Here is a 25771-nt window from a genome sequence, read left to right as displayed (position 1 = left end):
GATCAGCCCCTCTCGTCGATCTGACGGGACAGGATGGCGGAGAACTCGTCCGCAAAGCCTTCCATGCGCGAAACCGCCTTGCCGACGTCGGCCGAGAACTTGTTGTAGGCGATAACTGCCGGAATGGCGGCCAGTAGACCAAGCGCGGTCGCAAACAGCGCTTCGGCAATACCGGGCGCCACGACGGCAAGGTTGGTGCTTTCCGATGCCGCGATCGCCTGGAACGCCGTCATGATGCCCCAGACCGTTCCGAACAGACCGATGAACGGTGCCGCGGAGCCAACGGTTGCCAGGATCAGCAACCGGCTTTCAAGCCGCTCGGCTTCGCGCTGGATGGTGACATCCATCACCCTGTCGATACGCTGCTGCAGGCTGCCGATGGCAGGCCGCGCGCCCTCGTGGCTGCGCTTCCATTCACGCATGGCTGCGACGAACAGTGCCGCCATGGAATGGTTCACACGATTGTGAAGCGTATTATAGAGTTCTTCGAGAGACTGACCGGACCAGAACACCGTTTCGAACCGGCTCATCTGGCGCCGTGTCCGGCCGACCAGCATGATCTTGTCGACGATGATCGCCCAGCACCACACCGAAGCGCCCAAAAGGCCGAGCATTACGACCTTGACGACGATATGCGCCTGCCAGAACAGCGCAAAAAACGAAATGCCGCTCTCTGGCGCCAATGTCGATTGGACAAGTGTTTCCATAAATTCAATGACCCCTTGGCCGTCTGACGCTGTTTTGCATTCAAGGTTTCGAAAACGACAGCGAGGAACCGGAATCAGCCGGCCGGCTCTTGTAACCTGCCGCCTCTCTGACGTTTGATTTTGTCAAAACTGGGACTTTTCCAATCAAAGAAAGTCCCTCTCTAAAGGAATCAATTAAGGTTACTGCAAGATTAACGCAGTAATGGGTTTTGAAAGTATTTTACCGCCGCCAAGCAGCTTGCCTGCTCTTTCAGAGCCAAGCCCTTCAACCGTCGGTGTTTTCTCCAGGTGCATGCTGCACGAGTTTTTCCGAAAGGACCTGCGGCAGTCGGGTCGGGCGTCCTTGCGAGGTGATGATCGCAACGGTGACGGCAGCCGAAATCAGCAGCTCTTCGCCGCGGTAAATCAGCTGATCGAGCCGGATTCGGGCGCCTTTGTACTCCGCAAGGCTGGTATGAACTTCCAGCACATCGTCAATCCTGGCCGGTTTCTGGAAGTCCAGCGTCATTGTCTTGACTGCGAAGGCCAGCGAAGCACCGTGGGTACCTTCGGCCATCTCACGATGGTGAATTCCGATAAGACGAAGGAAATCCGACCTGGCGCGCTCGAAGAAGCGCACATAGGCACCGTGATAGACGATGCCCGTGAAATCCGTGTCCTCGTAGTAGACGCGAACAGGAAGCACATGACCGCCATCTTCCAGGCGGCCGGCGAGATCCGGCCAGTCCGACACGCTTTGTCCCTCGAAAGCTGAATGAAAAAGCCTCCCGGTCGACCGACCGGGAGGCTCGTACCTGGCCCTTACGTAGGCCGTATCTTATGCAGCGGCAACCTCGGAGAGGAATTTCTCGACGGACGCACGAAGCTGTTCCGCCTGCTGCTTCATCTCGATGGTCGCGTTCAGCATGTCGCCAACCGCTTCCGAGTTTTCGGCAACGCCTTCGTTCAGCGACGCCACAGTCTCCGCAACGCTGCGGGTACCTTCCGCGGCTTCTGCAACGTTTCTGGAAATCTCACCGGTGGCAGCGCCCTGCTGCTGCACGGCGTCCGAAATCGTGGTGGTGTAGGAGTTGACCTCCTCGACCGATTCCGACACCCGGGCAATCTCTTCCACCGCTTCGGTGGTAGAGGCCTGGATTGCCGCGATCTGCGCGGAGATTTCTTCCGTTGCCTTGGCAGTCTGGCCGGCGAGCGACTTGACCTCGGAGGCAACGACCGCAAAGCCCTTGCCGGCATCGCCCGCACGCGCAGCTTCGATCGTCGCGTTCAGCGCCAGCAGGTTGGTCTGTTCGGCGATCTCTGAAATCAGCGACACGACATCGCCGATCTTGTTGGCCGCTTCCGCAAGACCGGAGATCTTGGAATTGGAGCTCTGCGCGGCGGTCGTGGTCTGGGCCACGATGCTTGCCGTGGTTTCGACCTGACGGGAGATCTCCGAAATCGACGCGTTGAGTTCCTCGGTGGCGGAGGCAACCGCCTGAACGTTGGAGGAAGCGTTTTCCGAAGTCGACACCGCGGTCTGCCCCTGGTCTGACGCGGCAGTGGACCGGTGACTGAGGGCGGAAGAGACTTCTTCCACACGGGCAATATTGGTTTCCACCAGCTCCAGAACCGCCTGCGACTCGGCCCGGAATGCGGCGATCAGCGCATCGATGGTCTTTTCACGCTGTTCGCGGGCAATGTGGCCAACCTTGCGCTCGGATGCCAGACGCTCGCGTTCGATCGAACTGTCCTTGAACACTTCGATACAGCGCGCCATGCGGCCGATCTCGTCCTGGCGTTCGGTCGCTTCGACACCCACTTCCAGGTCGCCGTCGGCGATCTTGCGAGCCGCGACGGCAAGGCGTTCCATGGGAGCGAACATGCGCCGGGTTACCCACCAGATCAGGCCGACGATCGGAACCAGACAGAGGAAACCGGAAATGATCGCACCATAGGTGATGCGATCGGCGGCAGCCGACAGTTCCGTCTGCTTGACGGCATCGACAACACCGAAAGGCGAACCGACAAACGTGTTGCTTGCTTCCGCGAAGCGGTAGTCACCGTCTTCCAGGCGGATCAGCCGGTCGTTGACCTTGATATCGGAGATCATGTGGACGGCGCTCGCGCGGCCCATATCGTCGAGCTGTACCAGCTTGCCATCGGAATCGGCAAGGAAGATGCGCTCGCTGTCGCCGAGGCCGGTCTTCTCGTTCAGCAATCCGGCCAGATGCTCCATGTTGGTCGTGAACGCAATCGCTCCGAAGAACCGGTCCAGATAGAACACAGGCACCGCGAGAACTTCCGAGACGGTGCCGTCTTCGGTGGTCACAAAACCTGAGGAATAGATCTGCCCGGCCGCCAGCGTCTCGTTTTTCGAGGCCTCGAACAGCTTGCCCATGGCGATCTGCACCGGATGGCCCTGGATCTGCGCGTCTTCCACGTGGAAGGCGAATTCCGGACCCTTGCGGAAAGTGTAGGTGATGAACCCGTCCGGATTGGCCAGCGCCGCATCGGAAAACAGGCCCTGATCGACCAGTTCCTGGTAGATCGGATGAACGACCTTGTGGTTGTTCACGTAGTAGTTGGACTCTTCCGGCTCCACCAGAAGGTGACGCTCACCTTCGGGATGCGGATTGTCGGTCACGAAGATCTTCCGGAGCAGTTCGTTCTGCCCTTCTTTCAGGTTCTTCCACCCGACCATGGTCTTCATCAGACTGTCCTTGGCGCCTTCCAGCGTGGAGAAGAACGCAGCGCTGTCCTTCACCTGCCCAAGGGAGAGTTCAATAACCTTCTGTTTCGCCTTGGTAGCACTTTGCAGGCCGGCATCAGCCTGACCGTTTGCAACATCCCGCGAAATGGTCGACGTGACCGTGACAATTGCCACGCACATAGTGAGTGCGCCGGCTAAAAACATTAGAGCCAGTTTAGATGAAAGGCGCTTCCGCATGGTTTCCCCCGCATAGTTAACGCGACGATACGGCAGGATTCGCGAATAAATGCTTAATCGCTATGCAGAGCTAGATGTAACTGACAAGACCTTGTCTTATAAATACTACTTAAACTATTCGGGATCGGTGAACAGTCCCATTTGCGGCGCATCCGGTCTGGATGGGGCCGCAAGACCCAGGTGTTCGAACGCCATCGGCGTCAGGATACGTCCCCTTGGCGTCCGCTGCAGAAACCCGTTCTGGATCAGGTAGGGTTCGACGATCTCCTCGATGGCGTCACGAGGCTCGGAAAGCGCTGCCGCAATGGTCTCGATCCCGACCGGCCCACCACCGAAATTCACCGCGATCTGGCTCAGATAACGACGGTCCAGACTGTCGAGCCCGGCACCATCGACTTCCAGCTGCAGAAGCGCCCTGTCGGCGAGTTCCCTGTCGACCCGCTCGACGCCGGCGACAATGGCAAAATCCCTTACCCGCCGCAGCAGTCGCCCGGCGATACGCGGTGTCCCGCGGGAGCGTTTGGCAATCTCGCGGGCACCGTCTTCAACCATGCCGATGCCGAGAATGGCGGCGCCGCGCTTGACGATGTGCTCCAGCTCCGGAACCGTATAGAACTGCAGCCTGACCGGAATGCCGAAGCGATCGCGCAGCGGAGTGGTCAAGAGGCCCAGCCGCGTCGTTGCGGCAACGAGCGTGAACTTCGCCAGGTCGATCTTGACTGATCGCGCAGCCGGTCCTTCACCGATGATCAGGTCGAGCTGGAAATCTTCCATCGCCGGATAAAGCACTTCCTCGACTGCCGGATTGAGCCGATGGATCTCGTCGATGAAGAGGACGTCGCGCTCTTCCAGGTTGGTCAGAAGGGCCGCAAGGTCTCCGGCCTTGGCAATGACAGGACCGGAGGTCGCCCGGAAATTGACCCCCAGTTCGCGTGCCATGATCTGCGCCAGTGTCGTCTTGCCGAGACCGGGAGGCCCGACGAACAACACATGGTCCAGCGCCTCCCCCCGCGCCTTCGCCGCACCGATAAAGACCTTCAGATTGGCGCGCGCCTGGGCCTGACCGACAAAATCATCCAGCACCTGGGGGCGCATGGTTGAATCGATCTCGTCCCCCCGGATTTCCGGCGTCACGATGCGAGTGTCATCCGACATGGCTTACGACCACAAACAGCAACACCAGAAGAGCCAGGGAATAGGCCACCCGGAGTGCATAGAATTTCTTGAACTGGCGCAGGACAAACGGGTCGTCCGACTCCACACGGCGTCCGTTGACGGTAAACGGACGATCCCCCACCGAGGCACTGAAACGGTGATCGAGGTACATGATACCGCCGATCCCCAGAACCACGAACACAACGGCAATGATGCCATAGGTAACGGCGATCATCCGGCCAATTCCTTCAAGCCAAGGCGGATCAGCGTTTCCGTGGTCGCGTCCTCACCGGCTGACTGCAAGGCCTTTGCGACGGCGCCGCTCGCCTGCGCCTGTGCATACCCCAGATTGGTGAGCGCCGAAACCGCCTCGGCCACCGGCCGGGCAGCCACGTTGTCGGCAACGTTCTGGGAAACCGCAATCGTGCCCTGGTCCACTGTGGCAAGTCCCGGTGCCTTGTCCTTGAGTTCGGCAATGATGCGTTCGGCAACGCGCTTGCCGACGCCAGGCGCCCGAGAAATCGTTGCCTTGTCGCCAAGCGCAATCGCGTTGGCGACTTCGCTTGCCTTCAAGATCCCCAGAATGCCCAGCGCAACCTTGGCGCCGACACCCTGAACGGTCATCAGGATACGGAACCATTCGCGCTCCGCCTCTACACCGAAGCCATAGAGCCGGATCATGTCCTCACGGACGATTGTCTCGATGAAAAGGACAGCCGCTTCACCTGCGCGCGGCAGACCCTGCAGAATGCGCGAGGGACAATGGACCTGATAGCCCACCCCGTGCACATCCAGGATCACGTGATCCTCGCCATAGCTGTCGATGGTGCCTTTCAGCTTGCCGATCATATTGCCCCCATGGCGGCAAGCCGCGCTGTACTGCTGGACCGGTGCTGCGCATGGCAAATGGCAATTGCCAGTGCATCGGCGGCATCGTCCGAATTGAAAGTGGCCCGCGGCATCAGAACCTTGACCATGGCCCGGATCTGTTCCTTTTCCGCATGACCGGTCCCGACCACCGTCTTCTTGACGAGGTTCGGCGCATATTCGGCAACCGGAAGTCCGGCGAGCGATGGCACCAGCAGAGCGATCCCGCGTGCCTGCCCGAGCTTGAGAGTTGCGCCCGCATCCTTGTTGACGAACGTATGTTCTACCGCGGCTTCGGACGGTTCATGCTGGCGCACGACTTCGCTGAGGCCGTCATGCAGCTGCACCAGGCGCTCGGCCAGGCTCTTCTTGTTGTCGGAGGTTACCGTTCCGGAAGCGATGAAGGACAGGCGATTTCCCGTCGCCTCGATCATGCCCCAGCCGGTACGCCGCAGCCCCGGGTCGATGCCCAGCAAACGAATCGCGTGTATCATGGAACAAATCGGTAACAAAACTTCCCCGTTGACGCCAGCCAAAGCGCGGCTTACCACCGGAAAGCCTGTCAAAAACACCTCACAACGTGTTTAATCCGGCCTTGCCCCTACCGGCAGGCCACCTCCCCCGCCAAGGCCCGCGATCTGCCGGGCCAATCCCTTTTTGATCCCGTCCGTTCCGCGAGTTCCCATGGCCGACATCTTCAGCTCCTTTCCGCCCGGCCTTCTGGTGTTCCTCGCCGCGGTCCTGTTTGTGGCAGGTTGCGTGCGCGGGTTTGCAGGGTTCGGTGCGGGAATGATCTTCATGCCGGTTGCCGCCAGCGTCATGCTGCCGTCAACCGCGGCCGCCACCTTTCTGTTCATCGACGGCATTGTCGCACTGCCTTTGGTGGTCAGGGCGCTCAGGCTGTGCAACTGGTCGACAGTGCTTCCCGCGGTCGTTGGCGCCGTGATCTTTGTTCACGTCGGCGCCTGGCTTCTGGCCAACGCGGACGTGCTGGTTCTACGCTGGACGATCTTTGCAATCGTGACCGGACTGCTACTGCTGCTGGTGTCCGGCTGGCGCTATGAACGCAAACCCTCCAGGCCGGTGTCGCTTGGGGTTGGCGCAGTTGCGGGCATCCTCGGCGGCATCTCGCAGGTCTCCGGCCCGCCGGTGGTTGCCTTCTGGCTCTCCAGCGCCAAGGAACCGGCAATCGTCCGTGCCAACCTGATCGTGTTCTTCGCGCTTGCGAGTATCGGAACCTTCGTTGCCTATATCTTCAACGGCTTCTTCACGCTGGAAGTGTTCCACCTCCTGATCATGGCGATCCCCGTCTATGCCATTGCGATCTATCTCGGCTCCAACGGCTTCAAGCACGCCGACCCGAAACTCTATCGCAAGCTCGCCTACGGCCTGATCGCCCTCGCCGCCCTCTCCAGCATGCCCCTGCTGGATCCACTTTTCCGGTAGGCGGATCTTGGCGTTATGTTAGTGTGGAGGAACACCCAGACACCCTCATCCTGAGGAGCCGCGAAGCGGCGTCTCGAAGGATGGGCCTCTTGTTCCGGAGTATGTAGCCCATCCTTCGAGACAGCGCTTTGCGCTTCCTCAGGATGAGGTTGAGTATGGCCAGGACCACCCGATCAAGTTGGCAAAACCCGCCCCAAAAACGCGGTGCAAACCCTATTCGGCCAAAGGCTTTTCCTGCAGCTTCTCCTGCCATTTGGCACATTTTTCCGCCATCAGTCGCGTGAGTTCCGCCTCGAACTCTTCCCTGCTTGAAGAAGCCTGCGCAAGGACGCTCATCGCCACGATTGCAGCATCGGCGGCTTCTTCACGGACATCTGCCAGCGTCTGGTTCTTGTATTCGCTGCCCGGCGCCTTTGTTGCCGAAAGAACGGCCTGCGCCAGCTCTCCGGCTTCCTCCGCCAGCTTCAGCGCACGCTCCTGCAAGGTTTTCGGGTCTTTCTGCGTCAGGTCGAAGATATTGAACATGCGATCGGTCTCCTTGGTTCAAGGAAGGCGCGAGCCTCAGGACCACCAAAACAAAAACCCCGGCAGGGCCGGGGTTTTCAGATTCATATCCTGTGTAACTCAGGAAGCCAGAGAGGCCATGGTTTCTTCGTCGACATCGAAGTTGGAGTAGACGTTCTGGACGTCGTCGTCGTCTTCCAGCATGTCGATGAGTTTCATCATGGTCTGGGCCTTGTCCGCGTTGACCGGCGTCAGGTTCTGCGGCTTCCAGATGATCTTGGTCGAATCCGCTTCTCCCAGTGCCTGTTCCAGAGCAGCAGAAACATCGTTCAGATCTTCAAAGGCGGTGTAGATCGTGTGACCGCTCTCGTCGGACTGAACGTCTTCCGCGCCGGCTTCGATCGCAGCTTCCAGAACCGCGTCGGCTTCACCGGCTTCCGGCTTGTAGATAATTTCGCCAACACGGTCGAACATGAAGGAGACCGAGCCCGTTTCCCCCAGCGACCCACCGCATTTGGTGAAATAGGAGCGGATGTTGGAGGCGGACCGGTTGCGGTTGTCGGTCAGGGCTTCGACGACCACGGCAACACCTGCCGGGCCGTAGCCCTCGTAACGGACTTCCTCGTAGTTGTCGTCGTCGCCGGACTGGGACTTGTTGATCGCCCGCTGGATGTTTTCCTTCGGCATGGACTGGGCCTTGGCGTTCTGGACGGCAAGGCGCAGGCGCGGGTTCGCGTCCGGATCCGGGTCGCCCATCTTCGCGGCGACGGTAATTTCCTTGGACAGCTTGGAGAACATCTTGGAGCGGGCCGCGTCCTGGCGTCCCTTGCGGTGCATGATGTTCTTGAATTTTGAATGGCCTGCCATGGCTCTTCTCGGTTCTTTACAGGTGATGTCAGTGAAAACTGCGCCGCTTATAGGCAAGTTGACCCGGAAAATCCAGCGCAGAGAAATTCTCGGCCGTGGTCAGGCCCCGTTCGGCCAGAAGGACGGGATCACAGGCTCCAGCCGGCCACCTATGCGAAGCGGCGCAACCCGCTCGGCAAGCCCGGTCCGATCGTCCGTCTCGATGGCGACACCGCAGATGGTCGGATCGCCTGTTGCCGGTGTGAACCGGGAGCTTGGTATCTTGCGCTGGAACCGATTGACCGGCTCTTCCTTGTCCATGCCCAGAACGCTGTCATAAGCACCGCACATGCCCGCATCGGACATGTAGGCCGTGCCGTTTTCCAGGATCTGGTGATCGGCTGTCGGCACATGGGTGTGCGTTCCGACAACGAGACTGACTCGGCCATCCAGGAAGTGGCCCATGGCCTGTTTCTCGCTGGTGGCCTCGGCATGCATGTCGACGATGATGGCATCGGCCACATCGCCAAGCGGACACCCGTTGATGACGTTGTCGATGGCAGCGAAGGGATCGTCGAGCGCATCCATGTAAACACGGCCCATCACATTGGCCACCATCACCCTTGCGCCGTTTCTGGCCGTGAAGAGGTGAGCGCCGCGCCCCGGTGTCCCGGATGGGTAATTGACCGGCCGAAGCAGCCTGTCCTGTCGCTCGATATAGACCAGGGTGTCACGCTGGTCCCACACGTGGTTGCCGGTGGTCACGACGTCGGCGCCCGCATCCAGAACGTCCTGCAGGATCGTTTCGGTAATGCCAAACCCGGACGCAGCGTTCTCACCGTTGACGATCACGAAATCGAGCTGGTTGCTTTCCACCAGCTCCGGCAATTGCTCAATGACGGCGGTACGGCCCACGCGGCCGACAAGATCGCCCAGAAACAGAATACGCATATATCCTCACTGGGCGGCCTGCTTCGGCGATCACTTTCGCCGTCAGCCGAACGCCCGGTACCCCTGCTCGGTCAGAATCCCATTCAACGGCTTGTCATGCGCTTCCGCGGGGACGCGGTCAACCTCCTGCACGGAAAAGGCAAGCCCGATGCACAAAAGGGGCCCGGAGTGTTGCAGCTGCGCAATTGTAATGTCGTAAAAAGCCTTGCCGTAACCGATGCGCGTGCCTTTGCCGTCAAAGCCGGCAAGCGGCATCAGAAGAACATCCGGGCGCACTTCCTCGGCAGAGGGGCCGGGTTCGGAGGTACCGAAACCGGCGGAAACCAGTTCCGTATCCCGCTCCAGGCGGCGAAATATGAGGCTCGGGCCGGTCATCACGGGCAGGCACAGGGGGTGCCCAAGCTGGCGCAGGCGGTCCATCAGCGGGCGCGGGTCGATTTCGTCCCGGATCGGCCAGAACCCGGCAACAACTGCTCCTGCCGGCAGCGGCAGATCTTCGGCGTGATCGCTGAGCATCAGGCTGTGTTCGATCCGCTCCACCTCCGGCATTGCCTTGCGGCGGGCAAGCACCTGCTTGCGGAGACTGTCTTTTTCGGCAGCAATGGAGGAAAGGTCGGTCATGGGGCCTCGAATAGAATGGATCGGCCCGCGTCCTGAAAAGGAAACGCGCAGCCGCCCGACCGTTGGATTTGCAATCCCGGGAAACCTACAATGTAGGTGGGCGCCGTATGCAACGGACCACGGCCCAGCGCAGGGACAGCTCCCAAGGGAATGCGTAAGGCCCCGGGGATAATGTTCCTGACGTATCGGGCAGCCGCAAGTACCGCATATAATCCGGTGCGGCGGCAATTACCAGTGCGGCATGGATTTCATCACAAACGAAGTTGCGGGCACTCTCCGTTGCCGTCTGGCCGGAAAGGCGGTCGCCTCAGGCGTTGTCCTGGGCCCGCAAGCTCTTGGAAAGACCGTCCGCAAGGCTTTCGATCCGAGCGGCGGCAGTATTGACGGCACGCGACAGCTCTTCTTCGTTCTGGCTCATGTTGTCGAGCGCGGCCACCTGCTGTTTTTTGGCATCGGCCAGCTGTTCTTCAAGCCGGGCGACCTTGCGCTCCAGTTCCGAAAGCTGGTCGGCCGCCATGATGCCGGCCATTACCGTCAGGCGCTGGTCGCCGATTTCGCCGAAGGCGCCTCGCAAGTCGTTGATCCAGCCATCGAAACGGGCAGCAAGGCCCATCAGGCGTTCTTCCTCGCCGTCATCGCAGGCCATGCGGAAGGACTTGCCGTTGATGGTAACCGTGATCTGAGCCATATGCGCCTAGCCTCCGTGCGCGTCGAGCACGCTGCGGATGGTTTCCATTGCCGAGACGAGTCGCCGGGAGACATCCCGGTTGGCCTCTTCCAGCCGGGAAGCCCGTGCTTCGCTTTCATCGAGTGAGGCTGCCAGTTGGGAACGGTCTTCGCCGAGCCGCTGCAGGTCGTCCTGCAGGGCATTGAGCGACCTGTCTGCATCAAGACGGCGCTGGACAGCCGCTTCGAGATTGCCGACGGCTTTGTCCAGCCGCTTTACCGCATCGGCCAGGCTGGTCTTTTCCATGCAGTCGACATCCGCCATTAATTACGTCGTCCCAATCGTTCTTCTGCGGCGGTCCGCCCATTCCTTCCTAGGTCAGACTGGAGATTTGGCGCTTTCGACCCTGGAGTTGCTGCTCAAATTACGGGCATTTCAGAGAATGCGCGGCAAAGCACGTTTCACGGCGAAAAAGCAAATCTTTGTTAGAGCGTCGAGCTTAGGCACCGCAACTTCTCTCAGTCAATGCCACCATTGGCAGAATCCTCAACTCTATAACGCGTGGAAGAAAAAATTCTTCCCCGGCAATGCCCTCAAAAGACCCAAACCAGCTTTATTGACTCGGGTGCCGTTCCTGATATTTGTCTGGCGCCTGTTCGAGATTGACGAGTGTTAATTCTTGAGCAACGCACCTCAAAACAACCTTGCCGGGCTCTCTGCTTCGGCCAAGGGGGGCTCCAAAGCAAGCAACGGGACCACGATGACCGATCTTGATAAACACCAGCGCATGGCAAATGCGATCCGCTTTCTTGCCATCGATGCCGTGGAAAAGGCTAATTCCGGTCACCCCGGCCTGCCCATGGGCGCTGCGGATATCGCGACAGTTCTTTTTACCGAATTCCTGAAATTCGATCCGACATCCCCGAACTGGGCCGACCGCGACCGCTTCGTTCTGTCCGCCGGTCACGGCTCGATGCTGCTTTACAGCCTGCTGTATCTGCTGGGCTATGAAGACTTCTCCCTCGACGAGATCAAGAATTTCCGTCAGCTAGGCGCACGCACTGCCGGGCACCCGGAATACGGCCACGGCGCTGGCATCGAGACCACCACCGGCCCGCTCGGCCAGGGTCTCGGCAACGCGGTCGGCATGGCCATCGCCGAGCGCCTGCAGTCCACCCGCTTCGGCGAGGATCTTGTCGATCACTACACCTATGTGCTGGCCGGTGACGGCTGTCTCATGGAAGGCATCAGCCAGGAAGCCCTGTCGCTGGCGGGTCACCTGAAGCTCAACAAGCTGATCGTCATCTGGGACGACAACGGCATCTCCATCGACGGCAAGGTCGAAATCACCGATTCAACCGACCAGCAGGCCCGTTTTGCCGCCTCCGGCTGGAACACGCTCAGCGTCGACGGTCACGATCCGGTCGCCATTTCCGCCGCGATCCGCCAGGCACAGGCCAGCGACCGCCCGACCCTGATCGCCGCCAAGACCACCATCGGCTTCGGTGCACCGACCAAGGCCGGCACCGCGAAGGTTCACGGCTCGCCGCTTGGTGCAGACGAAATTTCCGGCACCCGTGCCGCGCTCAACTGGCCGCACGCGCCGTTTGAAGTTCCAAGCGACATTCTGGACGCCTGGCGCATTGCCGGCCTTCGCTCCGCCCAGGCTCACAAGGACTGGCAGAAGCGCTTTGCCGAAGCTGACGCCGAGACCCGCGCCGAATTCGAGCGCCGCAATCGTGGCGACCTGCCGGCCGGCTTCACCCAGGCCGTTCTGGACTACAAGAAGAAGCTCGCCGACGAACAGCCGACCATGGCGACCCGCAAGGCTTCCGAAGCTGTTCTGGGCGTCATCAACGAAGTTGTTCCGGAGACCATTGGCGGCTCCGCTGACCTGACCGGTTCCAACAACACCAAGACGCCTCAGACCGCGCCAGTTACCCCGGACGATTTCTCCGGCCGTTACATCCACTACGGCATCCGTGAACACGGCATGGCGGCAGCCATGAACGGCATGGCTCTGCACGGCGGCCTGATCCCCTATTCCGGCGGCTTCCTGATCTTCTCCGATTACTGCCGTCCGTCGATCCGCCTCGCAGCCCTCATGGGCCAGCGGGTCATTCACGTCATGACCCATGATTCCATCGGTCTTGGCGAAGACGGTCCGACCCACCAGCCGGTGGAACATTTCGCCGCCCTGCGCGCGATCCCGAACCTGACCTTCTTCCGCCCGGCCGACATCACCGAGACACTCGAGTGCTGGCAGCTGTCGCTGGAGAACCGCGACGGACCGTCGGTCCTGGCACTGACCCGTCAGAACCTGCCGTCGCTGCGCAAGACCTATGAGGAAAACAACCTCTGCGCCAAGGGTGCCTATGTGCTGATCGACAGCGACGAAGACGCGGCCGTGACCATCTTCGCGACCGGTTCGGAAGTCGAAATCGCCGTCAACGCGCAAAAGGACCTGAGCACGGCCGGCATCGCCGTGCGCGTTGTCTCCGTTCCGTCGTACGAGCTCTTCGAAGCACAGTCAGACGACTACAAGGCCGCCGTCATCGGCAACAGCCCGGTCAAGATCGCCGTTGAAGCCGGCATCCGCATGGGCTGGGACCGCTTTATTGGTGCGGACGGTATCTTTGTGGGCATGACCGGCTTTGGCGCGAGCGCGCCTTACAAGGAACTCTACGAGCATTTCGGCATCACGGCGGACGCCGTGGTTGCGGCCGCCAAGGCAAAGCTCAGCGTTTAACCGAAATCAATTCCCGGCACCAAGACTTCCTCCTATGGTGCCGGGCCTACGGGCACATCAAGTGCTTTTCAAGTGACCACACTATGTGGTTTTTAAATCGGTTTAGCCCCTTCTGAGGCACACCGAAGATTGCGGGAGTGGATTATGGTAACCAAGGTAGCAATCAATGGATTTGGACGCATCGGCCGCAATGTGCTGCGTGCTATCGTCGAATCCGGCCGCACCGACATTGAAGTCGTTGCGATCAACGATCTCGGCCCGGTCGAGACCAACGCGCATCTGCTGCGTTACGACAGCGTGCACGGCCGTTTCCCGGCAGAGGTCAAGGTCGATGGCGACACCATTTCCGTCGGTGGCGGCAAGCCGATCAAGGTGACCGCGATCCGCGACCCGAAGGAACTGCCCTGGGGCGAGCTTGGCGTTGAAGTCGCCATGGAATGCACCGGCATCTTCACCGCCAAGGAAAAGGCCTCCATGCATCTGGAAGCCGGCGCCAAGCGCGTTCTGGTCTCCGCCCCGGCCGACGGCGCCGACAAGACCATCGTCTACGGTGTCAACCACGATGCGCTGACCGCAAACGACCTGGTCGTATCCAACGCGTCCTGCACCACCAACTGCCTGTCCCCGGTCGCCTATGTGCTGAACGAAACCATCGGCATTGAAAAAGGTTTCATGACCACGATCCACTCGTACACCGGTGACCAGCCGACGCTGGACACCATGCACAAGGATCTCTACCGCGCTCGTGCTGCGGCCATGTCCATGATCCCGACCTCCACCGGCGCTGCAAAGGCCGTCGGCCTGGTACTGCCGGACCTGGCCGGCAAGATGGACGGTGTGGCCATTCGTGTCCCGACCCCGAACGTTTCCGTGGTCGACCTGAACTTCATCGCCAAGCGCGACACCACCGTTGAAGAAATCAACGAAGCCATCAAGGCAGCCGCAAACGGCAAGCTGAAGGGCGTGCTCGGCTACACCGAAGACAAGCTGGTTTCGATGGACTTCAACCATGACAGCCATTCCTCGGTCTTCCATTGCGACCAGACCAAGGTCATGGACGGCACTTTCGTGCGCATCCTGTCCTGGTACGACAACGAATGGGGCTTCTCCAACCGCATGGCCGACACGGCCGTGGCGATGGCAAAGCTCATCTGATCCCTGCCTTCGAAAGACGCCGGTTCATCCGGCGTCTTTTTTGTCGGTATGGATGTCTTTCCGGCAAAGCCGCAAAAAACTTTCTCGATTCAGGCATAGCCCCGGGGCAAAGGTCATGTAGACTGGTGCTGCAGACTTGCAGTTCAATCCTGGAGACGCCGTCATGACCGCTCTACTGGTCATTCTTGGGTCGTTGTTCGCGGTTGGTTGCCTTGTGGGTTTCGGGTTCTACTGGCTCGATATGAAGCGGGACAACGAACGGTTCCCTTCAGATCAGGACGATGAGCCTGACATGGGCAGCCTCAATACCGATGTCTTGCGAAAGCCGGATTCCCCGGCTGGAAATTCCTGAGTCCAATTGAAGGATCCTGACCATGACCACGCTGACTTTTCTGATCGTATTTGTTGTCCTGATCGGCGTCGGCTTCTATTTCGTGGAACGGTCGAAGGAACGCTCCGCAAGAAACACCAAACGGTCCTGGCAGCCGGATGTTGACGGACAAAAGTCCGAAACGATGGCCAACCTTCAATCACCGCCAGATCGATAACTCTCCCTGTTCGATCCTTATCCTTCCCGGAGTTCCCTGCTTGCTCGAACTGCTCACCGTCATTTCGCTGACCGTCGTGGTCGCAATCGTTCCCGGGCCCGACTTTGCCGTTGTCCTGCGCAATGCCCTCATCGGCGGACGGCTCGCCGGCATCATGACTGCGCTCGGCATCGCGCTGGCCCTCGGCGTACACGTCACTTACGCACTGGCGGGTATCGGCCTGATCGTTTCCCAGTCGATCCTGCTCTTCAACGCGCTGAAACTGATCGGCGCTGCCTACCTTGTTTTCCTGGGCGTCACCATGTACCGCACGGCATCCAAGGAGATGCCGGCCGACGGTGCCCTGTCCGGCATGTCGCCCTTCCGCGCGCTTCGCTGGGGCTTCTTCACCAACGTGACCAATCCGAAAGCCACCATGTTCGCCCTTTCGGTGTTTCTGCAGGTGACGTCCCCCGAAACGCCGCTCTGGACCCAGATCGGTTACGGCGTGATCATGGCGGGCGGCGTGTTCCTTTGGTTTGTTCTGGTGACCGTCTTCTTCACACTTCCCGCCGTACGCCTCAAGTTCATGCGTGCCAAGCTCTGGATGGAACGGTCCTTTGGCATTCTCCTGACCTTGTTCGGCATCGGCATCGCCGTTTCCACCAACTCCAGCCGTCCTTGAAGACGGGCGATTTCCAACAGGTAAATCAATGGCTTTCAAAACTCTCGATGATCTGACTGACATTGCAGGCAAACGCGTTCTGGTCCGCGTCGACCTCAACGTGCCGATGGACGGCGGCAAGGTTTCAGATACCACCCGTATCGAGCGGGTCCTGCCGACCATCCGGGAATTGTCCGACAAGAAGGCAAAGGTCATCCTGCTCGCCCATTTCGGCCGCCCGAAAGGCGCGCGCGTTGCCGACATGTCGCTCGGCCCGGTCGCCCTGGCGGTTGCCGGCCTGCTTGGCAGACCCGTTGTCTTTGCAGACGACTGCATCGGCCAGGCGGCAAAGGATGCTGTCGACGTGATGGTCGATGGCGATGTCCTGCTGCTGGAAAACACCCGCTTCCATGCCGGTGAAGAAAAGAACGACCCGGACTTCGCCAAGGCTCTGGCCGCCAACGGCGACATCTATGTCAACGACGCCTTTTCGGCGGCACACAGGGCCCACGGTTCCACCGAGGGCATTGCCCGGCTTCTGCCAGCCTATGCCGGCCGCACCATGCAGGCGGAACTGGAAGCCCTGGGCTCCGCGCTCGGCAATCCTGTTCGTCCGGTTCTCGCCGTTGTCGGCGGTGCGAAAGTTTCTTCCAAGATCGATCTGCTGGAAAACCTCGTTGCCAAGGTCGACATGCTTGTTATCGGCGGCGGCATGGCCAACACCTTCCTGGCCGCACAAGGCACGGACGTCGGCAAGTCGCTGTGCGAGCATGATCTGGCCGAAACCGCAAAACGCATCATGACCGCAGCCGACAAGGCCGGTTGTGAGATCGTCTTGCCTGCCGATGCCGTTGTTGCCAGGGAATTCAAGGCCGGCGCGGACAACGAAACTGTTTCGCTCGACGCCATCCCGGCAGACAGCATGATCCTCGATGTCGGCGCAGCATCCATCGAAACGGTGAAAACCAAGATCGACGCCGCCAGGACCCTGGTCTGGAATGGCCCCCTGGGCGCGTTCGAGATCGCCCCGTTCGACACCGCAACCGTTGCGGCTGCCAAGCATGCCGCTGCCAACACCAAGGCGGGCAAGCTGAATTCCGTAGCCGGTGGCGGCGACACCGTCGCAGCGCTCAACCACGCGGGAGCGGCTGACGATTTCTCCTATGTCTCCACAGCCGGCGGCGCCTTCCTGGAATGGCTGGAAGGCAAGGAACTGCCGGGGGTGAAAGCACTCGAAGCCTGACATCGAAGCGGGGTGAAATCTGTCATGCAACGCTGTTTCACCAACATTCTGACCGAGGAGGTCGCCGCAACGGCGGCCTTCTATCAGAACCTCTTGGGCCTGCAGCCGCAATTCGTGTCCGACTGGTTTGTAAACCTTGCCGATGCCGATAACCCGGCCCTCGAGCTGGGCATCCTGAAACAGACCAGCGAGATTGTCCCGGCACGTGCCCAGCGTGCCACCGCAGGTGTGATCCTGACCTTTGTCGTCGACGACTGTTCAACGGTATACAAGTGTGCCCTGACACTCGGTGTGAACGTGGTCGAGGCACCTCGCGAAATGCCCTATGGCCAGATGCGGATGATTGTCAGAGATCCGGCCGGAACATTTGTCGATATCAGTTCGCCGGTTTAAAACTCGCCGGGCGGTGGTACTGACCGCCTCAATTTAATTCGATCCGCAAATTAAATCTGCCAACACGATTTCCGGCAGACCCTTGTATTTTAATTGATTTAAGCGAAGCCGGCCCTCTTTAAATGGCCACAAATCTTGTTAGAACCAGCGGGACTTGACGCACCGCAAAATAGGTGTCGTGATTTTTCGCGAACCTTGTCGGCTCATTGGAACCGGACCCTCTGGAGATTTTTGATGGCACGTATCACCCTCCGCCAGCTTCTTGATCATGCTGCTGAACACGACTACGGCGTTCCGGCGTTCAATATCAACAACATGGAGCAGGCACTGGCGATCATGGCTGCGGCGGACCAGACCGACGCCCCGGTTATCATCCAGGCCTCCCGCGGTGCCAGGTCCTATGCCCACGACGTGATGCTGAAGCACATGATGGACGCAGTCGTGGAAATCTATCCGCATATTCCGGTCTGCGTGCATCTGGACCACGGCAATGCTCCGCAAACCTGCATGACGGCCATCCAGGCTGGCTTCACCTCTGTGATGATGGACGGTTCCCTTGAAGCCGACGGCAAGACCCCGGCAAACTGGGACTACAACGTCGGCGTCACCAAGACCGTGACCGACATGTCCCATCTGGGCGGCATCTCCGTTGAGGGCGAACTCGGTGTTCTGGGGTCTCTTGAAACCGGCATGGGCGACAAGGAAGACGGCCACGGCGCGGAAGGCAAGCTCAGCCATGACCAGTTGCTGACCGACCCGGAAGAAGCCGTCAAGTTCGTGCAGGAAACCAAGGTCGACGCTCTTGCCATCGCCATGGGCACCAGCCACGGCGCCTACAAGTTCACCCGCAAGCCGGACGGCGAAATCCTTGCCATGCATGTGATCGAGGAAATTCACCGCCGCCTGCCGGAAACCCACCTTGTCATGCATGGGTCGTCTTCCGTGCCGCAGGACCTGCAGGACATCATCAACCAGTATGGTGGCCAGATGCCGCAGACCTGGGGTGTGCCGGTGGAAGAAATCCAGCGCGGCATCAAGAACGGTGTGCGCAAGGTCAACATCGACACCGACAACCGCATGGCGATGACCGGTCAGATCCGCAAGATCCTGAGCGAGAACCCGGGCGAGTTCGATCCGCGCAAATATCTGAAGCCTGCCCGCGATGCCATGCAGAAGCTGTGCATCGAGCGTCTGGAAGCCTTCAACACGGCCGGCCAGGCGTCCAAGATCAAGAAGATCGTTACGCTTGCCGACATGGCGAAACGCTATCAGTCTGGCGAACTGGATCCGAAGATCGCCTGATTTTCGGCCGGACCGGCAGAGAAATTCTTTCACTTTATTGAAAGAGGGGCCTTGCGTCCCTCTTTCGCCGTCTTTAGGGACAAAATCCCGATCAGACATCAATCAGGACCGCACAAGTGAACCGTCCCCGCCTCTTTCTCGTGACGCCGCCGGAATTTGACACCGCCGACATGGCGGCAAAGCTCAAACAGGCCTTCACCGGTGGTGACATCGCTTGCGTGATGATCTACCGCCCTGGCGCCAGCACCAAGGATCTGCAAGCCGCTGCCAGCGAACTTGTTCCGATCATCCAGGAAGGTGGTGCGGCGGCCATCGTCTATCGCGATACCCAGGCAGCCGGACGCAGCGGCGCCGACGGCGTCCACGTCGACACCTCGCTGGAAGACCTGAAGCTGGCCGTGGAAAGCTTCAAACCCGATCGTATCGTCGGCACCGGCGGCACCAAGCTGAAACATGATTCCATGGAATGGGCCGAAACAGGGGTCGACTACATCTTCTTCGGCAAGCTGGACCTGCCTGAAAAGGCCGAGGCCCATGACAGGACCCTGGCCAGCGCCTCCTGGTGGGCAGAACTGTTCGAAACACCCTGCGTCGCACTTGCCGGCAACACGCTAGAAACCCTGGGAGACGTTGCCGCGACCGGAGCAGATTTTGTTGCCCTCAAGGATGCTGCCTGGCAACCGGACACGGATATTTCATCCGTGATTGCCGAAGCCAATCGTATTCTGGACGCCCATCCCTTTCCTGAAGTCGAATAGCGAGAGCTGGATGCATGCCGACACCTGAAACGAGCCTACGCCGGAAACTTCACGCCCCCTTTCTGCTTGCGGCAGGGTTGCTGGCAGCTGGAATGCTGTCATCCGTGTCGTTTTCTCCGGCCATTGCCCAGGACAACACCGGCACCAGCGAAACAACAGAGGCCGGTGACGCGGCGCCAGTGCCGGACGTACCAGTAGGCCCGGATGGCAAACCGTTACCGGTGCTGATCGACGTCACGACCAAGGACAAGACACTGCTGAGCATTGTCGACGCGGGTCCACCGAAACTGGAAGAAGGCGAAGTCGCCAACGCTGATACCGCGTACACCGCTTTTCAACGCGGCTGGTTCCTGACCGCGCTCGGTCTTGCGACCCCGTTGGCGGAACAGGGCGACAAGGCCGCCCAGGCCCTGCTAGGCGTGCTGCACGAGGCTGGGCTCGGTATTCATCAGGACAAGGCCAAGGCTGCCGACTGGTACAGCCTGGCCGCCGCCAAGGGTGATACCGGCTCTGCCATGCAGCTGGCCCAGCTCTATCTGCTCGGTACCGGTGTCGAAGTCGACAAGAAGAAGGCAGCGGACCTGTTCGAAGAGGCTGCCAACGCGGGCAATGCGTCTGCGCTCTACAATCTCGCCCTGCTCTACGAGGAAGGCGAAGGCCGCCCCTTCGACGAGAAGAAATCGCGAGAACTGCTGGAAGAAGCCGCCCAGCTAAACGATCCCGAAGCGCAATACGCGCTTGGCCTTTCCTATCTGGAAGCCCAGACCGGGCTGAACGACCCCGGCCTGGGTGCGTTCTGGCTTGGCCGTGCAGCCCGCCGCGGACACACTTCGGCGCAGGTTTACTACGGCATTCTGCGGTTCCAGGGTAAGGGCGTCGATCCGAACGAGACGGAAGCCGCCGACTGGTTCGAGCGGGCCGCCACGTCCGGCAACCCGGTCGCGATGAACCGGCTGGCACGGACCTATGCCTACGGCCGTGGTCGGGAACAGGATTTTGCCGCCGCAGCGGGCTGGCACCTGATTGCCCGCACCTTGGGTGTTTCCGATTTCTCGCTCGACCGGATTATCGAAAGTCTGGACGAAACCACTATGGATGAAGCGCGCAAGCTGGCCGAACAATATTCGGCCACATTGATGGCCCCGTCGGAGGAGCCCGGCAAGGAATCTCCGTAAACCTTGCGAGGAAGCGCGGAATCGTAAGGATGTTTGCCTTTTTTCCTTGAACTCCACCGGCTTTTGTGGTGGACAGGCGCGAGCAAATTTCAGGCGCATCGGCGGCCCGCCGGTCTCGCCCTGCTAAAGGTTCTGTTGAGTTTTGGAGTTTTGTCGTGGTTTGGGTGGAGTTTCCACCGGACGCGGCGGATTTCTAATGGTCAACAGACCCTAAGATCCAAACAAATCAAACAGTCGGTCGTTCCATGAAAATCAACGGAAACGAAATAAAGCCCGGTAACGTGCTTCAGCACCAGGACACGCTTTGGGCGGTTGTCAAAGTCCAACACGTCAAGCCAGGCAAAGGCGGTGCCTTCGCACAGGTTGAAATGAAAAACCTGCTCGATGGCCGCAAGCTCAACGAGCGTTTCCGCTCCGAAGACAAGGTCGAGCGCGTCCGTCTGGAGCAAAAAGACTTCCAGTATCTCTTCACACAGGAAGACATGCTGATTTTTATGGACACCGAAACCTACGAGCAGCTGGAACTTCAGGCTGATTTCGTTGGCGACCGCGCCGCTTTCCTGCAGGACGGCATGATGGTGACCGTCGAACTGCATGAAGAGCGCCCGATCGGCATCACCCTGCCGCAGTTCGTGACCCTGGAAATCCGGGAAGCCGACGCGGTGGTGAAGGGCCAGACCCAGTCTTCGTCCTACAAGCCCGCGCTCATGGAAAACGGCGTCCGCGTGATGGTACCTCCGTTCATCACCGCCGGCGAAAAGATCATCGTCGACACCGGTTCACTGGAATACGTCCGCCGCGCGGACTGATCTCCTCCCGGCAAGACTTCAAATTGGCGCGCCCGGATTTTGCCGGGCGGCGCCCAACAACAAGTGACAAACAATGGCCCGCACAGCTCTCCTCAACGTGATGGTTCAAGCCGCAACGAAAGCCGGACGTTCTCTGGTTCGCGATTTCGGTGAAGTTGAAAACCTTCAGGTGTCCCGCAAGGGACCCGGCGATTTCGTCTCGGCTGCAGACCGCCGCGCCGAGGACATTGTGCGCGCCGAACTGACCAAGGCCCGCCCGACCTTCGGGCTGGTCATGGAAGAAAGCGGTGAAGTTGAAGGAACCGACGGCCAGCATCGCTGGCATGTCGACCCGCTCGACGGCACCACCAACTTCCTGCACGGCATTCCGATCTTCGCCACCTCCATCGCACTGGAGCGGGCTGGCGAGATCGTGGCTGGCGTCATCTACAATCCGGTGATGGATGAGCTCTACACCGCTGAACGCGGTCGCGGCGCCTTCCTGAACGACCGTCGCCTGCGGGTTGCAGGCCGCACCGAATTGCATGAGATGGTGTTCGGCACCGGCCTGCCCTTCATCGGGTCGGGCGACCATGGCCGGACACTGCGCGAGCTGCGCTACATCATGCCGGAAGTCGCTGGCATCCGCCGCTGCGGCGCAGCTGCCCTCGATCTTGCCTGGACCGCGTCCGGCCGTCTCGACGGCTTCTGGGAGCGCAACCTGAACAGCTGGGACATTGCGGCCGGCCTCCTGATGGTGCGCGAAGCCGGTGGTTTCGTCAGCGATCTTCAGGGCAAGAACAAGATGCTGGAAAGCGGCGATGTGGTTGTCGGCAACGAAGACGCCCACAAATACCTGCTGCAGCTCCTGAAAAAGGCGGCAACCCCGGCTCAGGGCTGATTGCCTCCAGCACTTCCCGGCAGCACCGCGACGCGAACACTTTCATCTTCGAAAAGCGCATGACGCTGACCTGAAAGAGGTGCGGCGCAAACCGCCCACCCCGGGAGACGGGCCCCACGACCCGTCTCTTCATGAGAAGGCCTTTGGATAAACCCGGCGGTTTTCGGGCTTTCCAGACTTTATTCGGGTCTCTTCGGCAATTCGAGGTTTCCAAGCCGTTAAAAATCACGCTATCAATCAGTTACGTCCAATTCAGGTGATTGATAACGCAATATGGCCCGTGAATTTGACCCCTACAGCCTGTCCAGTCCGCGGGCCTATCTGACCTTCATGATCATCTTTCTGGTGATCGTTGCCTTCATCGCCTTCATCCTGTTCCCGCAGATTTCGACGGCCTTCATGAGCAACCCGGGTCTGAATGGCCTGATCGTGCTTGTCGGCGTGTTCGGTGTGCTGCTGCTCTTCGGCCGCGTGATCCGCCTGTTCCCGGAAATCTCCTGGGTCAACAGTTTCCGGATCGGCGACCCGGGCCTCGACACGCGTTCGCCGGTGCTGCTGGCGCCGATGGCTGCCTTGCTCGGCAACAAGTCCGGCGACATGGCCCTGACGCCAACCACCGCCCGCTCGATCCTCGATTCCATCGGAATGCGTCTTGAGGAAAGCCGCGAGATGTCGCGCTACCTCACAGGCCTCCTGGTGTTCCTCGGCCTGCTCGGCACGTTCTGGGGCCTGCTCCAGACCGTCAGCTCGGTCGGCGCGACCATCCAGTCGCTCGACGTCGGCTCGGGTGATGCCAATGTGATCTTCGAAGATCTGAAAGCTGGCCTGGAAGCGCCGCTCTCTGGCATGGGCACGGCCTTTTCGTCCTCGCTCTTCGGTCTGACGGGCTCGCTTGTACTCGGCTTCCTGGATCTGCAGGCGGGACAGGCCCAGAACCGGTTCTACAACGAGCTTGAAGACTGGCTGTCCACGGTCACTGACATCGATCCGGAAGAAAGCCTGTTCAATGCCCCGGATTCACCCGGCGTCGAACAGATACAGGCCTCGATCTCCGCCCTGCAGAAAAGCGTTGAGGAAGGCGGCAGCAAGAATGCCAACCAGGCCATGGCCAATCTGGCCGAAGGCATTCAGGGCCTCGTCAAACATGTGCGCTCCGAACAGCAGATGATGCGCGACTGGGCCGAGGCCCAGGGCGAACAGCAAAAGCGCATCGAAGGGCTCCTGTCCTCGATCGCAGCCGCTTTCGACCGCGCGAAGGAGTAGACGATGGCCGGACTGGCAGGATTGCGCGCTCGCCGAAGGGCCCAGTCGACCGACTACTGGCCCGGCTTTGTTGATGCCATGGCGACACTGCTACTCGTCATCATCTTCCTGCTGTCCATCTTCATGATCGCCCAGTTCTTCCTGTCGCAGCAGCTATCGGGCCGCGACACGGTGCTGAACCGACTGAATGCCCAGATCAGCGAGCTGACGGAGCTTCTCGCCCTGGAGCGCGCCAATTCCGGGGAGCTGGAAGACACGATCCTCGGCCTGCAGGCCAGCCTTTCCGATGCACAGAGCGAACAGACCCGGCTGCTTGGCCTTCTGGAAAACAGTTCCGGTGCAGCCGATGCGGCCGGCGGACGCGCCACCCAGCTGGAAAACCTGCTCGATGACGAACGTCAGATCAGCCAGGACGCCCTTGCGCAGGTGGAGCTGCTCAATCAGCAGATCGCGGCACTACGCCGCCAGATAGCTGCCGCTAACGCTGCTCTTGAAGCTTCCGAGGCAAAGGAAGCCGACGGCCAGGCCAAGATCGCCAGCCTCGGCAAGAGGCTGAACGCCGCACTGGTTCAGCGCGTGCAGGAACTGTCGCGCTACCGCTCGGACTTCTTCGGTCGCCTGCGCGAAATCCTGTCCCAGCGTTCCGACATCTCCGTCGTTGGCGACCGGTTCGTGTTCCAGTCCGAAGTGCTTTTCGACAGCGGTCAGGAAGACATCAATCCGGAAGGCCGGCAGGAGCTCGACAAGCTTGCAGACGCCATCCAGGAACTCAGCGGTCAGATCCCGGACGAGATCAACTGGGTGCTGCGTGTCGACGGGCACACCGACGCCCGCCCCCTGTCGGGCACGGGGCGCCTTCGCAACAACTGGGAACTCTCCGCCGCCCGCGCCATTTCCGTGGTCCGCTACCTGATCGAACGCGGCGTCGACCCCAAGCGGCTTGTCGCAGCCGGGTTCGGCGAATTCCAGCCGCTGGAAGAAGGGGAAACACCGGACGCCCTGGCCAAGAACCGCCGGATCGAACTGAAACTGACGGAACGCTGAGACTCACGTCAGCTCAACGGATCCCGAGGAATGCACGCGTGACGTCGGGCGAACCGAGCATGCCAGCTTGACTTTTCCGCCCTCAGACGGACTTTTCAATTTCATGCAGATCCTCAAAGGCCATTGGCAGCTCATCCTCATTACCGCCGTGATGTTCCTCTTCTGGAACACCTTCCTGGTCGTGCCCTTGAAGATCCTGATCGTCTATCTGCATGAATTGTCCCACGCGCTGGCGGCCATCCTGACCGGTGGTTCCGTGGAGGAAATCTCTCTCTCGCCCTGGCAGGGTGGCCATGCGATCACACGCGGTGGCAGCAGGTTCCTGACGCTGACGGCCGGGTATCTCGGCTCACTTGCCATCGGCATGGCACTCTTGATGATTGCCCTGAAAACAAATGCAGACCGCATCGTGCTGGGCCTGCTCGGTGCCTTCACCTTGCTGGTTGCGCTGCTCTATATCCGCGACCTCTTTGCCCTTGCCTTCTGCATCGGCACCGGCGTGGCCATGCTGGCGGCTGCCCGGTTCCTCAGTGTCACGGTCAACGACCTGATCCTGCGCGTCATCGGCCTGACCAGCATCCTCTACGTACCTTTCGACATTTTCGACGACACCATCCGTCGCTCAGGTGCCCGTTCCGATGCCTACATGCTGGCGGAAGAGTTTGGCGGCCCCACGATTTTCTGGGGTGCACTCTGGCTGCTGGCAAGCCTCGCCATCATCTACCTGTGCCTCAGACACGGCCTCGGGAAGAGCAGCAACGTCGATTTCGGAAAGCGCGTTCAAAAGAGCTAGCGATTGCCGCTTGACCTCACCGACCGCAACGGATGACCCTTGGCGGACACATCCTTACCGGAGACCGCCATGCTGGATCTGCGCCCCAATTGTGAATGCTGCAACAAGGACCTTCCACCGGAATCGGAAGAAGCCTTTATCTGTACTTTCGAATGTACGTTCTGTGCGGACTGCGCCCGAAACGTCCTCAATGGCGCGTGCCCCAACTGCGGCGGCAATTTTCAGCAACGCCCAATTCGGCCGGCAGCAGCCCTGCTGCGCCATCCAGCTTCGACACAACGGATTTTCAAGCCGGAAGGCTGTGGCCAGGGTACCTAGGGCGA

At 60.1% G+C, this 25771-nt stretch carries 31 protein-coding genes and 1 other RNA gene; 18 read left to right on the top strand and 14 right to left on the bottom strand.

All coding sequences use genetic code 11. From position 1 onward, the window contains the following. Positions 1 to 2: 2 nt before the first annotated feature. From tolQ to ruvC, 7 genes are all read right to left on the bottom strand, one after another. Positions 3 to 707 (bottom strand): protein TolQ, encoded by a 705-nt coding sequence (gene tolQ / locus J7447_RS26385; RefSeq protein WP_023003442.1) that lies wholly within the window; start codon positions 705 to 707, stop codon positions 3 to 5. A gap of 265 nt (positions 708 to 972) precedes the next feature. After that, complete coding sequence (gene ybgC, locus J7447_RS26380; protein WP_023003443.1) at positions 973 to 1440, bottom strand: tol-pal system-associated acyl-CoA thioesterase; 468 nt, start codon at positions 1438 to 1440, stop codon at positions 973 to 975. 84 nt (positions 1441 to 1524) lie between these two features. Next, the gene (locus tag J7447_RS26375) at positions 1525 to 3579 is read right to left on the bottom strand and encodes a methyl-accepting chemotaxis protein (RefSeq protein ID WP_023003444.1); all 2055 of its coding nucleotides are present in this window, start codon (positions 3577 to 3579) and stop codon (positions 1525 to 1527) included. Between the two features lie 171 nt (positions 3580 to 3750). Beyond that, complete coding sequence (gene ruvB, locus J7447_RS26370) at positions 3751 to 4791, bottom strand: Holliday junction branch migration DNA helicase RuvB (RefSeq protein ID WP_023003445.1); 1041 nt, start codon at positions 4789 to 4791, stop codon at positions 3751 to 3753. Further along, positions 4781 to 5026, bottom strand: a complete 246-nt coding sequence (locus J7447_RS26365) for a hypothetical protein (RefSeq protein ID WP_023003446.1) — start codon at positions 5024 to 5026, stop codon at positions 4781 to 4783. Before J7447_RS26365 ends, ruvB begins: the two co-directional genes overlap by 11 nt. Continuing rightward, positions 5023 to 5640 (bottom strand): Holliday junction branch migration protein RuvA, encoded by a 618-nt coding sequence (gene ruvA / locus J7447_RS26360; protein ID WP_023003447.1) that lies wholly within the window; start codon positions 5638 to 5640, stop codon positions 5023 to 5025. Before ruvA ends, J7447_RS26365 begins: the two co-directional genes overlap by 4 nt. Then, positions 5637 to 6152, bottom strand: coding sequence for a crossover junction endodeoxyribonuclease RuvC (ruvC, locus tag J7447_RS26355; protein WP_209171439.1), 516 nt, complete (start codon positions 6150 to 6152; stop codon positions 5637 to 5639). The genes ruvA and ruvC overlap by 4 nt, the downstream gene beginning before the upstream one ends. 190 nt (positions 6153 to 6342) lie before the next feature. Between ruvC and J7447_RS26350 the strand changes: the two genes are divergently transcribed. Then, positions 6343 to 7104: a sulfite exporter TauE/SafE family protein gene (locus J7447_RS26350; protein WP_209171438.1), complete on the top strand. Its 762-nt coding sequence runs from the start codon at positions 6343 to 6345 to the stop codon at positions 7102 to 7104. Between the two features lie 213 nt (positions 7105 to 7317). Here the strand turns inward: J7447_RS26350 and J7447_RS26345 are convergent, their stop codons facing one another. The 7 genes from J7447_RS26345 to J7447_RS26315 form a co-directional block, all read right to left on the bottom strand. Next, complete coding sequence (locus tag J7447_RS26345; protein WP_023003450.1) at positions 7318 to 7629, bottom strand: MazG-like family protein; 312 nt, start codon at positions 7627 to 7629, stop codon at positions 7318 to 7320. Between the two features lie 99 nt (positions 7630 to 7728). Then, entirely contained in the window at positions 7729 to 8475 is a 747-nt protein-coding gene (locus J7447_RS26340; RefSeq protein ID WP_023003451.1) for a YebC/PmpR family DNA-binding transcriptional regulator, read from the bottom strand. Positions 8476 to 8574: 99 nt separating this feature from the next. After that, positions 8575 to 9405 carry a TIGR00282 family metallophosphoesterase gene (locus tag J7447_RS26335; protein ID WP_055661200.1) on the bottom strand — a complete coding sequence of 277 codons (831 nt, stop codon included), beginning with the start codon at positions 9403 to 9405 and terminating at the stop codon, positions 8575 to 8577. Between the two features lie 42 nt (positions 9406 to 9447). After that, positions 9448 to 10026 (bottom strand): 5-formyltetrahydrofolate cyclo-ligase, encoded by a 579-nt coding sequence (locus J7447_RS26330; RefSeq protein ID WP_062487054.1) that lies wholly within the window; start codon positions 10024 to 10026, stop codon positions 9448 to 9450. Between the two features lie 44 nt (positions 10027 to 10070). Continuing rightward, a non-coding RNA gene (ssrS, locus tag J7447_RS26325) (6S RNA) lies at positions 10071 to 10225 on the bottom strand. A 108-nt stretch (positions 10226 to 10333) separates the two neighbouring features. After that, positions 10334 to 10714 (bottom strand): cell division protein ZapA, encoded by a 381-nt coding sequence (locus tag J7447_RS26320; protein ID WP_023003457.1) that lies wholly within the window; start codon positions 10712 to 10714, stop codon positions 10334 to 10336. A gap of 6 nt (positions 10715 to 10720) precedes the next feature. Then, positions 10721 to 10999, bottom strand: a complete 279-nt coding sequence (locus tag J7447_RS26315) for a DUF4164 domain-containing protein (protein WP_023003460.1) — start codon at positions 10997 to 10999, stop codon at positions 10721 to 10723. Here J7447_RS26315 and J7447_RS26310 point away from each other — a divergent pair. The 17 genes from J7447_RS26310 (at position 10998) to J7447_RS26230 (ending at position 25766) form a co-directional block, all read left to right on the top strand. Next, positions 10998 to 11369 carry a hypothetical protein gene (locus tag J7447_RS26310; protein WP_023003462.1) on the top strand — a complete coding sequence of 124 codons (372 nt, stop codon included), beginning with the start codon at positions 10998 to 11000 and terminating at the stop codon, positions 11367 to 11369. The two genes, J7447_RS26315 and J7447_RS26310, sit on opposite strands and share 2 nt — an antisense overlap. An 84-nt stretch (positions 11370 to 11453) precedes the next feature. Further along, complete coding sequence (tkt, locus tag J7447_RS26305; protein WP_031270523.1) at positions 11454 to 13442, top strand: transketolase; 1989 nt, start codon at positions 11454 to 11456, stop codon at positions 13440 to 13442. A gap of 144 nt (positions 13443 to 13586) precedes the next feature. Continuing rightward, positions 13587 to 14597, top strand: coding sequence for a type I glyceraldehyde-3-phosphate dehydrogenase (gap, locus tag J7447_RS26300; protein WP_023003466.1), 1011 nt, complete (start codon positions 13587 to 13589; stop codon positions 14595 to 14597). 163 nt (positions 14598 to 14760) lie between these two features. Further along, entirely contained in the window at positions 14761 to 14949 is a 189-nt protein-coding gene (locus tag J7447_RS26295; protein WP_023003469.1) for a hypothetical protein, read from the top strand. A 22-nt stretch (positions 14950 to 14971) separates the two neighbouring features. After that, positions 14972 to 15145 carry a hypothetical protein gene (locus tag J7447_RS26290; RefSeq protein WP_023003470.1) on the top strand — a complete coding sequence of 58 codons (174 nt, stop codon included), beginning with the start codon at positions 14972 to 14974 and terminating at the stop codon, positions 15143 to 15145. Between the two features lie 40 nt (positions 15146 to 15185). Then, positions 15186 to 15809, top strand: coding sequence for a LysE family transporter (locus J7447_RS26285; protein WP_023003471.1), 624 nt, complete (start codon positions 15186 to 15188; stop codon positions 15807 to 15809). 28 nt (positions 15810 to 15837) lie between these two features. Then, positions 15838 to 17031, top strand: a complete 1194-nt coding sequence (locus tag J7447_RS26280) for a phosphoglycerate kinase (protein WP_209171437.1) — start codon at positions 15838 to 15840, stop codon at positions 17029 to 17031. Between the two features lie 24 nt (positions 17032 to 17055). Further along, positions 17056 to 17424: a VOC family protein gene (locus J7447_RS26275; protein ID WP_209171436.1), complete on the top strand. Its 369-nt coding sequence runs from the start codon at positions 17056 to 17058 to the stop codon at positions 17422 to 17424. A 234-nt stretch (positions 17425 to 17658) separates the two neighbouring features. Further along, positions 17659 to 18726 carry a class II fructose-bisphosphate aldolase gene (gene fba, locus J7447_RS26270; protein ID WP_023003474.1) on the top strand — a complete coding sequence of 356 codons (1068 nt, stop codon included), beginning with the start codon at positions 17659 to 17661 and terminating at the stop codon, positions 18724 to 18726. A 116-nt stretch (positions 18727 to 18842) separates the two neighbouring features. Then, positions 18843 to 19484 (top strand): thiamine phosphate synthase, encoded by a 642-nt coding sequence (locus tag J7447_RS26265; protein ID WP_051990114.1) that lies wholly within the window; start codon positions 18843 to 18845, stop codon positions 19482 to 19484. A gap of 14 nt (positions 19485 to 19498) precedes the next feature. After that, positions 19499 to 20659: a tetratricopeptide repeat protein gene (locus J7447_RS26260; RefSeq protein WP_075282843.1), complete on the top strand. Its 1161-nt coding sequence runs from the start codon at positions 19499 to 19501 to the stop codon at positions 20657 to 20659. A 245-nt stretch (positions 20660 to 20904) separates the two neighbouring features. Next, on the top strand, positions 20905 to 21468 hold the full coding sequence (gene efp, locus J7447_RS26255; protein WP_006932138.1) for an elongation factor P: 564 nt from the start codon (positions 20905 to 20907) through the stop codon (positions 21466 to 21468). A 73-nt stretch (positions 21469 to 21541) separates the two neighbouring features. Continuing rightward, positions 21542 to 22348, top strand: coding sequence for an inositol monophosphatase family protein (locus J7447_RS26250; protein WP_152505519.1), 807 nt, complete (start codon positions 21542 to 21544; stop codon positions 22346 to 22348). Between the two features lie 273 nt (positions 22349 to 22621). Then, on the top strand, positions 22622 to 23611 hold the full coding sequence (locus J7447_RS26245) for a flagellar motor protein MotA (protein WP_023003478.1): 990 nt from the start codon (positions 22622 to 22624) through the stop codon (positions 23609 to 23611). Positions 23612 to 23614: 3 nt separating this feature from the next. Continuing rightward, a complete protein-coding gene (locus J7447_RS26240) occupies positions 23615 to 24655 on the top strand; it encodes a peptidoglycan -binding protein (RefSeq protein ID WP_209171435.1) in 1041 nt (346 codons plus the stop codon). Positions 24656 to 24758: 103 nt separating this feature from the next. Next, the gene (locus J7447_RS26235; protein ID WP_209171434.1) at positions 24759 to 25448 is read left to right on the top strand and encodes a M50 family metallopeptidase; all 690 of its coding nucleotides are present in this window, start codon (positions 24759 to 24761) and stop codon (positions 25446 to 25448) included. A gap of 69 nt (positions 25449 to 25517) precedes the next feature. Then, entirely contained in the window at positions 25518 to 25766 is a 249-nt protein-coding gene (locus tag J7447_RS26230; protein ID WP_209171433.1) for a DUF1272 domain-containing protein, read from the top strand. Positions 25767 to 25771: the final 5 nt, after the last annotated feature.

Source organism: Labrenzia sp. R5_0 (genome assembly GCF_017743835.1).
Lineage (GTDB): Bacteria > Pseudomonadota > Alphaproteobacteria > Rhizobiales > Stappiaceae > Roseibium > Roseibium algicola.
The sequence above is the reverse complement of the archived record's forward strand: the minus strand, read 5'-3'. Positions and strand labels throughout refer to the sequence as shown.

Coding starts and splice junctions, on each gene's coding strand:
- J7447_RS26340 (WP_023003451.1), bottom strand. CDS start 8,475: ATGGCAGGCCATTCAAAATTCAAGAACATCATGCACCGCAAGGGACGC.
- fba (WP_023003474.1), top strand. CDS start 17,659: ATGGCACGTATCACCCTCCGCCAGCTTCTTGATCATGCTGCTGAACAC.
- ruvA (WP_023003447.1), bottom strand. CDS start 5,640: ATGATCGGCAAGCTGAAAGGCACCATCGACAGCTATGGCGAGGATCAC.
- J7447_RS26315 (WP_023003460.1), bottom strand. CDS start 10,999: ATGGAAAAGACCAGCCTGGCCGATGCGGTAAAGCGGCTGGACAAAGCC.
- tolQ (WP_023003442.1), bottom strand. CDS start 707: ATGGAAACACTTGTCCAATCGACATTGGCGCCAGAGAGCGGCATTTCG.
- J7447_RS26350 (WP_209171438.1), top strand. CDS start 6,343: ATGGCCGACATCTTCAGCTCCTTTCCGCCCGGCCTTCTGGTGTTCCTC.
- J7447_RS26290 (WP_023003470.1), top strand. CDS start 14,972: ATGACCACGCTGACTTTTCTGATCGTATTTGTTGTCCTGATCGGCGTC.
- tkt (WP_031270523.1), top strand. CDS start 11,454: ATGACCGATCTTGATAAACACCAGCGCATGGCAAATGCGATCCGCTTT.
- J7447_RS26295 (WP_023003469.1), top strand. CDS start 14,761: ATGACCGCTCTACTGGTCATTCTTGGGTCGTTGTTCGCGGTTGGTTGC.
- J7447_RS26260 (WP_075282843.1), top strand. CDS start 19,499: ATGCCGACACCTGAAACGAGCCTACGCCGGAAACTTCACGCCCCCTTT.
- J7447_RS26310 (WP_023003462.1), top strand. CDS start 10,998: ATGCAGTCGACATCCGCCATTAATTACGTCGTCCCAATCGTTCTTCTG.
- J7447_RS26275 (WP_209171436.1), top strand. CDS start 17,056: ATGCAACGCTGTTTCACCAACATTCTGACCGAGGAGGTCGCCGCAACG.
- J7447_RS26320 (WP_023003457.1), bottom strand. CDS start 10,714: ATGGCTCAGATCACGGTTACCATCAACGGCAAGTCCTTCCGCATGGCC.
- J7447_RS26330 (WP_062487054.1), bottom strand. CDS start 10,026: ATGACCGACCTTTCCTCCATTGCTGCCGAAAAAGACAGTCTCCGCAAG.
- J7447_RS26345 (WP_023003450.1), bottom strand. CDS start 7,629: ATGTTCAATATCTTCGACCTGACGCAGAAAGACCCGAAAACCTTGCAG.
- J7447_RS26230 (WP_209171433.1), top strand. CDS start 25,518: ATGCTGGATCTGCGCCCCAATTGTGAATGCTGCAACAAGGACCTTCCA.
- gap (WP_023003466.1), top strand. CDS start 13,587: ATGGTAACCAAGGTAGCAATCAATGGATTTGGACGCATCGGCCGCAAT.
- J7447_RS26235 (WP_209171434.1), top strand. CDS start 24,759: ATGCAGATCCTCAAAGGCCATTGGCAGCTCATCCTCATTACCGCCGTG.
- efp (WP_006932138.1), top strand. CDS start 20,905: ATGAAAATCAACGGAAACGAAATAAAGCCCGGTAACGTGCTTCAGCAC.
- ruvB (WP_023003445.1), bottom strand. CDS start 4,791: ATGTCGGATGACACTCGCATCGTGACGCCGGAAATCCGGGGGGACGAG.
- J7447_RS26335 (WP_055661200.1), bottom strand. CDS start 9,405: ATGCGTATTCTGTTTCTGGGCGATCTTGTCGGCCGCGTGGGCCGTACC.
- J7447_RS26375 (WP_023003444.1), bottom strand. CDS start 3,579: ATGTGCGTGGCAATTGTCACGGTCACGTCGACCATTTCGCGGGATGTT.
- J7447_RS26280 (WP_209171437.1), top strand. CDS start 15,838: ATGGCTTTCAAAACTCTCGATGATCTGACTGACATTGCAGGCAAACGC.
- J7447_RS26250 (WP_152505519.1), top strand. CDS start 21,542: ATGGCCCGCACAGCTCTCCTCAACGTGATGGTTCAAGCCGCAACGAAA.
- J7447_RS26365 (WP_023003446.1), bottom strand. CDS start 5,026: ATGATCGCCGTTACCTATGGCATCATTGCCGTTGTGTTCGTGGTTCTG.
- ruvC (WP_209171439.1), bottom strand. CDS start 6,152: ATGATACACGCGATTCGTTTGCTGGGCATCGACCCGGGGCTGCGGCGT.
- J7447_RS26240 (WP_209171435.1), top strand. CDS start 23,615: ATGGCCGGACTGGCAGGATTGCGCGCTCGCCGAAGGGCCCAGTCGACC.
- J7447_RS26245 (WP_023003478.1), top strand. CDS start 22,622: ATGGCCCGTGAATTTGACCCCTACAGCCTGTCCAGTCCGCGGGCCTAT.